This is a genomic window from Pseudomonas sp., assembly GCF_050739655.1.
Classification (GTDB): Bacteria; Pseudomonadota; Gammaproteobacteria; order Pseudomonadales; family Pseudomonadaceae; genus Aquipseudomonas.
In genome coordinates this window covers 1-2472 of the sequence record NZ_JBOIBY010000060.1, presented here as the reverse complement: position 1 = coordinate 2472, position 2472 = coordinate 1, and the positions used below count along the sequence as shown (strand labels likewise).

The window sequence follows — 2472 nt, the reverse complement described above, 5'->3', positions numbered from 1 at the left end:
GTCCTGCCCGCCGGCCGTGCTTGCGAGATCGGCTGTCAGGGAGATGATTGGCGACCTTCTCTATATAGGGAAAGGTTGGCGCAGAGCCCTGGCGTGATTGGTTGTATTTGCCATCGGGGCGAGGTGCATTCGTGCATTCGCACCTATAAATTGCCTGCTGCTTTTTTACCCGTTTTCAGTAGGGTGACTTCTTGAGTTTGACCCACTAGAATGCATGCCCTTGATTCTGGGGTCGGAAACGGCCGGCTAACGTCTGTGCAACGAGGAATATCCATGCAAGTTTCTGTTGAAAATACTACTGCTCTTGAGCGCCGCATGAGCGTCACCGTGCCGGCTGAGCGCATCGAGAGCCAGGTCAACAAGCGTCTGCAGCAGACCGCCCAAAAGGCCAAGATTGCTGGCTTCCGTCCAGGCAAAGTGCCAATGAGCGAAATCAAGCGCCGTTTCGGTGCCGATGCTCGTCAGGAAGCTGTAGGCGACGTGATCCAGTCTTCCTTCTACGAAGCTGTGGTTGAGCAGAAGCTGAACCCGGCTGGTTCGCCTTCGATCGAGCCTAAATCCCTGGAAGCTGGCAAGGACCTGGAATACGTCGCTGTTTTCGAAGTGTTCCCTGAGTTCACCGTTGCCGGTTTCGAAGGTATCACCGTCGAGCGCCTGAGCGCTGATGTGGCTGATGCCGATCTGGACAAGATGCTGGAAATCCTGCGCAAGCAGAACACCCGTTTCGAAGTGGCCGATCGCGCTGCCCAGAACGAAGACCAACTGAACATCGATTTCGTCGGCAAGGTCGACGGTGAAGTGTTCGCTGGCGGTTCCGCCAAGGGTACTCAGCTGGTTCTGGGTTCCGGTCGCATGATCCCTGGTTTCGAAGACGGTCTGGTGGGTGCTAAAGCTGGCGAAGAGCGCGTTCTGAACCTGGCCTTCCCAGAGGACTATCAGAACCTGGACCTGGCTGGCAAAGCCGCCGAGTTCACCGTGACTGTAAACAGTGTTTCCGAGCCAAAGCTGCCAGAACTGACCGAAGAGTTCTTCGCTCAATTCGGCATCAAGGAAACCGGTCTGGAAGGTTTCCGTGCCGAAGTTCGCAAGAACATGGAGCGTGAACTGCGTCAGGCGATCAAATCCAAGGTCAAGAATCAGGTAATGGACGGTCTGCTGGCCACCAACCCGATTGAAGTGCCAAAGGCTCTGCTGTCCAACGAAGTTGACCGTCTGCGCGTGCAGGCTGTTCAGCAGTTCGGCGGCAACATCAAGCCTGACCAACTGCCGGCCGAGCTGTTCGAAGAGCAAGCCAAACGTCGCGTAGTGCTGGGCCTGATCGTGGCTGAAGTGGTCAAGCAATTCGACCTGAAGCCTGACGAAGCCCGCGTTCGCGAGATGATTCAGGAAATGGCTTCGGCTTATCAGGAGCCTGAGCAAGTTGTGTCCTGGTACTACAAGAACGACCAGCAACTGAACGAAGTTCGTTCGGTTGTGCTGGAAGAGCAAGTTGTGGATACTGTTCTGCAGAAAGCTAGCGTGACCGACAAGTCGGTCTCTTACGAAGAAGCGGTCAAGCCGGTAGAAGCACCACAAGCCGACTGATCACTTTTGCGGTAAGAAGCAAACACCATAAGCCAGCCTTCGTGCTGGCTTATGCGTATTCAAGACATAACTATTTGGGAGTGACTGCAGAGCATGTTCCGTAATTCGTATATTCAGCAGAACTCTGATATCCAGGCCGCAGGCGGTCTGGTCCCGATGGTTGTCGAGCAGTCCGCTCGTGGCGAGCGCGCCTACGACATCTACTCGCGCCTCCTCAAGGAGCGAGTGATCTTTCTGGTTGGCCCGGTAGAGGACTACATGGCCAACCTGATCTGTGCGCAACTGCTGTTCCTTGAAGCGGAAAACCCGGACAAGGACATCCATCTCTATATCAACTCCCCGGGCGGTTCGGTGACGGCGGGTATGTCGATCTACGACACCATGCAGTTCATCAAACCCAACGTGTCGACCACCTGTATCGGTCAGGCGTGCAGCATGGGCGCGTTTCTGCTGACGGCCGGTGCCCCCGGCAAGCGTTACTGCCTGCCGAACTCGCGTGTGATGATTCACCAGCCACTGGGCGGCTTCCAGGGCCAGGCGTCGGATATCGAAATCCATGCCAAGGAAATCCTGTTTATCCGCGAGCGTCTCAACACGCTGATGGCCAAGCATAGCGGGCGCACCCTTGAAGAAATCGAGCGCGATACCAACCGCGATAATTTCATGAGTGCAGACGCTGCGCGTGAGTACGGCTTGATCGATGAAGTGATCACCCAGCGCCCCGCTTAAAATAAGCAGCTCAAAATAAGGTTGGTCGGCGGGTCCGATCACCGGCGGGCTTGAAAAAGCCCGCAATAGCCTTCATCTTGTGTTGCAAGCCTATCGGATTTGGATCGAACGAATGACTGACACCCGCAACGGCGAGGACAACGGCAAGCTGCTCTATTG

Annotated in this window: 2 protein-coding genes; both read left to right on the top strand. The window is 55.6% G+C overall.

All coding sequences use genetic code 11. The features are described from left to right. The first annotated feature begins 273 nt into the window (after positions 1–273). Positions 274–1584 (top strand): trigger factor, encoded by a 1311-nt coding sequence (gene tig, locus ACRESJ_RS03380; protein WP_431756636.1) that lies wholly within the window; start codon positions 274–276, stop codon positions 1582–1584. Positions 1585–1677: 93 nt separating this feature from the next. Further along, entirely contained in the window at positions 1678–2313 is a 636-nt protein-coding gene (gene clpP, locus ACRESJ_RS03375) for an ATP-dependent Clp endopeptidase proteolytic subunit ClpP (RefSeq protein WP_090456702.1), read from the top strand. The last annotated feature ends 159 nt before the right edge of the window (positions 2314–2472 follow it).

Coding starts and splice junctions, on each gene's coding strand:
- tig (WP_431756636.1), top strand. CDS start 274: ATGCAAGTTTCTGTTGAAAATACTACTGCTCTTGAGCGCCGCATGAGC.
- clpP (WP_090456702.1), top strand. CDS start 1,678: ATGTTCCGTAATTCGTATATTCAGCAGAACTCTGATATCCAGGCCGCA.